A 4,980-nucleotide genomic window follows, 5' to 3' on the forward strand; every position below is an offset into this window, starting at 1 on the left:
ATGCGTTAGGTTTTGTGGTTAAGGTGGTATGCGGGAGCATCGGTATTGCGTTGCTCACACCTTAACAGGGCGTTATGGCTTTCGGAATAATTCGAGTTAGGTAGCACAGTTGGTATTACTAAATATAGTGCCATGCCTCTCGCTAATCGAGCGTTATCAACTTATCATATATCAACTGTTAATCGAAAAGTTGAAAGTTTATGTCATTCCCTCCTTGTCCAAATTGTCAGTCTGAGTATGTGTATCAAGATCAAGCTAACTTGGTTTGTCCGGAGTGTGCGTTTGAGTGGAACCCTGATGAAGTTGCCCAAGATGAACTTATTAATGTTAAGGATGCAAATGGTACTTTGTTAGCCGAGGGTGACAGAGTTACTTTGGCAAAAGATCTTAAAGTTAAAGGTAGCTCCCTGGTGTTGAAAATCGGTACAAAAGCAGTTGTCAGGCGTATTTTTGATAGTAAAGACCACCAACTCGACTGCAAGGTCGATGGTGCTGGAGAAATGATGGTAACAGCGGCGTTCGTGAAAAAAGCTTAGGCTCGCGAAGTTAAGTATCGCCATAACAAAGCATTTAAGAGTGATTCCCAACGTTTGGCATTTTTCATTCCATCGTGGGTTTTGTGTTTACGATGGTCTGGCTAAGTTTTGTGGTAGCGTTGCTCACACCTTAATGCGGCGTTAGTACGGGTTTGACATCAAAGGTCATAAGTTTTGGTGTTTATCTGTTTTGGCGCTCGTCTTTACACCTTTCAGTTAGTGCATTTCACGTTCTTTCCGGTGGCACTATATGTGGAGTGTTCGCTTTGATTTCACCGTTTACGGTTTCTAACTTTTAGCCTATTTCGTTGGCGCTTCTTCGTTTTTGCTGTGTTTTCCAAGTGAACTTTGTCTTTCCTTGGGGCTGTCGTTTGAGTGCGAGGAGCGAATCCTTTTCTAATTTGAAGCCAATGAAAGTAGAGCAGTTCCGTGCGTTTTTCTTCTAGCCAACTTTCGTTTCTCAATGGCGGTAAAGTTTTGTAGCTGCCCGTCTCACTTCAGTGTTCAAAGCCTTTCATATCATGCCACTTTTCAATATCTTGGAGCGCATAAATAGAAGTAGCGTATGTACTAACAAATTGCTTAAGAGTGATTCGTAACGCGTGGCATTTTTACTATACGGTGGCTCATGTGATTAAGGCGCTGTGCGGTAGCTTTTGTATTGCGTTACTCACACCTTAGCAAGGCGTTAGCAGACAAAAGTAAATCAAGGAAGAGGGTGCATTATGTCTGATAAAGTAATTAAGTCTTCAACAGCTACAATTCAAGTCGGTGCGACTAAAGCAGATGGGAAATTAGAACTAACGGAGTCGGATTTAATTTTTATTCCGTACAACGAAAAGTTGGGTTTTGGTCCATATCAATTAAAGCGCCAAGACATTACTGCCGTAGCTAAGTGCTTGGGCAAAGGTGGTGGTGTAATTCCAATCACTACGGATGCATTTCGTATAAAATTAGCCAACAATACGTGTTACGAGTTTATTGTAGCGAAGCCAGAGCAATGGATAGAAGCACTCGGTGAAATTGTCAGCTAACAAACAATTCAAGAGGGATTCGCAACGCGTGGCATTTTTACTATGCGTTGATTTTTGTGATTAAGGTGGTTTGCAGCGGCATTGGTATTGCGTTACTCACCCCTTAATTGGGCGTTATGTTTCTAGCGTAATATGATGACTATTTCGTCAATTTATTTCTTATGATTCAATATGTTGTGTAGGTTGCATTTTAAAGGAGAACCGAATGTATACTCATAACAAAGTTGAATGCCGAACATGCCAAAATTCAGTTGTTGGCTGGACGAAAGATCTAATTCAATTAGACAAGCTCTATAGCTTAGTTTGCCCAAAGTGTGGTTCAAGCAACGAGTTTTACGCAAAGTGTAATTTCACTTCCGATGGTATCGAAAATGGTGCAGTGGCAATGAGGAAACTTGGGTCCTAAACATAACAATAAATTTAAGAGTGATTCACAACGCTTGGCGCTTTCACTTTAAGCCAGTTTAGTGTTTATGGCACAATGCTTTAGCTTAGGTGTTAGCGTTGTTCACACCTTAATTTGGCGTTAGGCTAATCAGGGAGATAAAGATGTCACTTTGGGTTTTGGTTCCGCTTTCATTTTTCCAGCTTGGAGTAGGTTGCATTATAGGTTTTGGGCTTATATTTCTCTCAGGTATAGATCGGGGAGAGAAGCTTTCTGAATTCAACAATAATGTTTGTGTAGCACTATGGTTTCTATATGTCTTTTCGGTGTTAACGAGTTTCGGACTAGTAATTTATTTTTACTTAATTGATAGCCAAGCATCGTATTATCTATGGTATTTAACGCAATGGGTGGTATTGGCCGTTCTTGTAGGCTACTGGCGAATTGCGAGCGTAAAATTAGCCTAACAAACAGTTCAAGAGGGATTCACAACGCGTGGCATTTTTACTATGCGTTGGTTTTAGTGTTTAAGGCGGTATGCAGCGGCTTCGGTATTGCGTTGTTCACCCCTTAACTGGGCGTTATGTGGTCAGAGAGGCCAAGGGTTAGTAATAAATATGGCTCAAGTTGAGAGATGGCAGAAAATAGAAGCAGAGTTAATGGCGGCTTATGCTCTGCTTCCAGAGACAACCATTGAATCCGACAATGGTTATAGAAAAATTGAGTTTTTTGATTACATCGCCGCAAATGAGCTTTTGTTAGCAATGGAAGAGTTGGATGGTGTTATAGAAGATAACCCGATCCCATCAAAGCAGTTTTGGAATCATCTAATTCAAGCTGCGAACATGATGGGTCATAGTCATGCTGATAGATATAAATCAATTCGAAGTGCAGCCACATAACAAGGCGTTTAAGGCAGATTCCCAACGCTTGGCGCTCTGCATTCAAAGTTGGGTTTAGTGTTTAAGGTACAATAGTTTGAGTTAGGTGGTTAGCGTTGCTCACTACTTAACGCGGCGTTAGGCGCCTATGAAATGGACTACGGAGTATTAGTTAATGAAACTCGAAGAACAAATTGAGAAGTTATCAGACATAGGGTTGTCGCTGAATAAAGGTGTGACCATTAACGATTTGCTCCTTTCATATTCGAGAGAAGAATATGAATCGAATCCTTTTGATTTAATTCTTTTTGTGTATGGAATAGAGATTGAAGAAGAACCATGGGGACGGTTTGTTTGTGATCAAGCGTGGAATTTCGATGTAGAGGCGATTGAAGACGACGGTTCCTATACTGAAATCGTAAAGCAGTTCCATCGAATTACAGGCAGAGCTAAGAGTTTAGAAGGGCTGCGAGATAGTGTAAACCTAGAAGAACATTATGCAGAGCTTCAATATTCAGTTGATGGTGTTAATAGGCTAATGAAGCCTGAAATAGATGATGATTGGGCAGATGCTAAAACTATCGATATTATACTAAGCGATTTACGTCAACCGGGGTTCGACTTCTATCCAAAGGATAATGGGCAAGCCAGTATCTGGTTCTATCTGTCTGAAAGTCAGGCTATAGAGCTAAACAAACTCGCCAATAATGTGTTCAATTTAGAACGTAAGCCATGGTGGAAAGTATGGTAGTTCTCAGTGAGTTCAAGACGCCTAACAAAGCATTTAAGAGTGACTCACAACGCTTGGCGATCTCAGTTTAAATTTGGTTTTAGTGTTTAAGGTGCAGTGGTTTAGGTTAGGTGTTTAGCGTTGCTCGCACCTTAATGCGGCGTTAGCCGTCATGGAGCTTGCTATACTCAAAGTGATAGAATAGTATCACTTTAGTATTCCTCTGGAGCAGCTCTCATGAAAGTAGAACTAGTTACATCACTCAAACGCCAAGCAACAAAGATCCTTGCCGATCTCCACGACACTAAAGAACCTGTGTTAATTACCGAACATGGTAAGCCATCGGCATATCTGGTTGATGTTGATGATTACGAGTTTATGCAAAGTCGCTTAGCTATTCTTGAGGGGATTGCACGAGGTGAACGTGCATTAGCTGACGGTAAAGTGGTGAGTCACGATGAAGCCAAGGACAAAATGTCAAAATGGCTGAAATAATCTGGACTGAGCCAGCGCTATCCGACCTCAATGATATCGCTGAATACATCGCACTTGAAAATATCGTAGCTGCAAAACAATTGGTTCAAGCGATCTTTTCTAAAGTCGAGCGCTTAGAGGCTTTCCCTGAATCGGGTCGCATTCCGCCTGAACTAGAACATCTAAGTTATCGTGAAGTTGTAGTTAATCCGTGCCGTATTTTCTATAAACAAGACGGCGACAAAGTATTTATTTTGTTTGTTATGCGTGCTGAGAGAGACTTGCGTAAGTTCCTATTGAACAAGCAATAACCTTTGGGAATGAGCGGCTAACAAACTGTTTAAGAGTGATTCGCAACGCGTGGCATTTTTACTATGCGTTGCGTTTAGTGTTTAAGGTAGTATGCGGCGGCTTCGGTATTGCGTTGCTCACACCTTAACAGGGCGTTAGTATTCAGGAGGAAAATTAGTGCTTCATCAGATAGACAAATATCAGTGTTCTGCTTGCAACATTAAATCCAAACATATCACCGTATTGATTAGGAACCCTAGTCCTTTTGCTGGTGTAAAACATCAAAAGTGTAAAGAGTTTATAGCAGGGTTAATCAAAGGTTGGGCAGTTGGCCCATTTTTAGCTTCTATGGATGAGTTTTCTCGACATACGATCTGTGAAAACTGTGGTATCAAGACGGTAGAGAACTAATAAGTAAGACTTCTTTCTAAGTTCGGTGTAACAGGTTGGGTCTGAATACTAACAAACTGTTCAAGAGTGATTCGCAACGCGTGGCATTTTCGTCATGCGTTGATGTAAGTGATTAAGGTGGTATGCGGCGGCATCGGTATTGCGTTGCTCACACCTTAACAGGGCGTTAGGTGCTAGGAGGTATAGACGTTGACTAATTTATACATTATCGGTAATGGATTTGACTTATGGCATGGCT

7 protein-coding genes are annotated in these 4,980 nt (G+C 41.3%); all 7 read left to right on the forward strand.

Annotation, left to right across the window (positions count from 1 at the left end):
* The first annotated feature begins 200 nt into the window (after window positions 1-200).
* The 7 genes from R7Q09_RS23880 to R7Q09_RS23910 all read left to right on the forward strand — a co-directional run bounded on the left by R7Q09_RS23880 (window position 201) and on the right by R7Q09_RS23910 (window position 4,742).
* A complete protein-coding gene (locus R7Q09_RS23880) occupies window positions 201-536 on the forward strand; it encodes a zinc ribbon domain-containing protein YjdM (RefSeq protein ID WP_054730774.1) in 336 nt (111 codons plus the stop codon).
* 725 nt (window positions 537-1,261) lie between these two features.
* Complete coding sequence (locus R7Q09_RS23885; RefSeq protein ID WP_045590927.1) at window positions 1,262-1,570, forward strand: hypothetical protein; 309 nt, start codon at window positions 1,262-1,264, stop codon at window positions 1,568-1,570.
* Between the two features lie 1,002 nt (window positions 1,571-2,572).
* Window positions 2,573-2,857, forward strand: coding sequence for a hypothetical protein (locus tag R7Q09_RS23890; RefSeq protein WP_078511480.1), 285 nt, complete (start codon window positions 2,573-2,575; stop codon window positions 2,855-2,857).
* Window positions 2,858-3,011: 154 nt separating this feature from the next.
* A complete protein-coding gene (locus R7Q09_RS23895; RefSeq protein WP_193276727.1) occupies window positions 3,012-3,587 on the forward strand; it encodes a hypothetical protein in 576 nt (191 codons plus the stop codon).
* Window positions 3,588-3,803: 216 nt separating this feature from the next.
* Window positions 3,804-4,061 (forward strand): type II toxin-antitoxin system Phd/YefM family antitoxin, encoded by a 258-nt coding sequence (locus R7Q09_RS23900; RefSeq protein WP_318071314.1) that lies wholly within the window; start codon window positions 3,804-3,806, stop codon window positions 4,059-4,061.
* Window positions 4,049-4,351 (forward strand): type II toxin-antitoxin system RelE/ParE family toxin, encoded by a 303-nt coding sequence (locus tag R7Q09_RS23905; protein WP_053812414.1) that lies wholly within the window; start codon window positions 4,049-4,051, stop codon window positions 4,349-4,351. Before R7Q09_RS23900 ends, R7Q09_RS23905 begins: the two co-directional genes overlap by 13 nt.
* A gap of 157 nt (window positions 4,352-4,508) precedes the next feature.
* On the forward strand, window positions 4,509-4,742 hold the full coding sequence (locus tag R7Q09_RS23910; protein ID WP_064354097.1) for a hypothetical protein: 234 nt from the start codon (window positions 4,509-4,511) through the stop codon (window positions 4,740-4,742).
* Window positions 4,743-4,980: the final 238 nt, after the last annotated feature.

This window comes from Vibrio sp. 2130-1, from assembly GCF_033339515.1.